This window comes from Streptomyces katrae (assembly GCF_000966975.1).
Lineage (GTDB): Bacteria > Actinomycetota > Actinomycetes > Streptomycetales > Streptomycetaceae > Streptomyces > Streptomyces katrae.
This window is the reverse complement of sequence record NZ_JZWV01001390.1, coordinates 1-328: the sequence shown is the minus strand read 5'-3', so window position 1 is coordinate 328 and position 328 is coordinate 1. Positions and strand designations below refer to the sequence as shown.

Sequence of the window (328 nt, the reverse complement as noted above, 5' to 3'; positions counted from 1 at the left end):
CCGGTTGCCGTGGCGGCGACGGTGTCGAGGGTGGCGGGCGGGCAGTCGTCGAGGAGGAACGGCGGGATCCGGCCCGCCACTTCGGCCTGCCGGGCCGGGTCCGGGAGGAGGAGCAGGGCCTGGGTGAGGTGGCGCAGTGCCGCTCTGGGGGCGAAATCGCGTTCGACGGTGGCGAGTTCGACGAGGAGCTCGGCGCGGGCGGGTCCGTCGGGCGGGCTGAGGAGCAGGGCGCGGCGCAGGTAGCGGGCGGCGGCTTCGGGGTCCGTGCGGCGCAGGGCGGCGGCCGCGGCGGCCCGCAGGACGTCCTGCGCCCAGGGCTCCTCGCAGG

Annotated in this window: 1 pseudogene; it reads right to left on the bottom strand. The window is 78.4% G+C overall.

Annotated elements, in window-relative coordinates:
- Nucleotides 1-328 (bottom strand): annotated as a pseudogene (locus tag VR44_RS37585) (LuxR family transcriptional regulator); the annotation flags it as partial.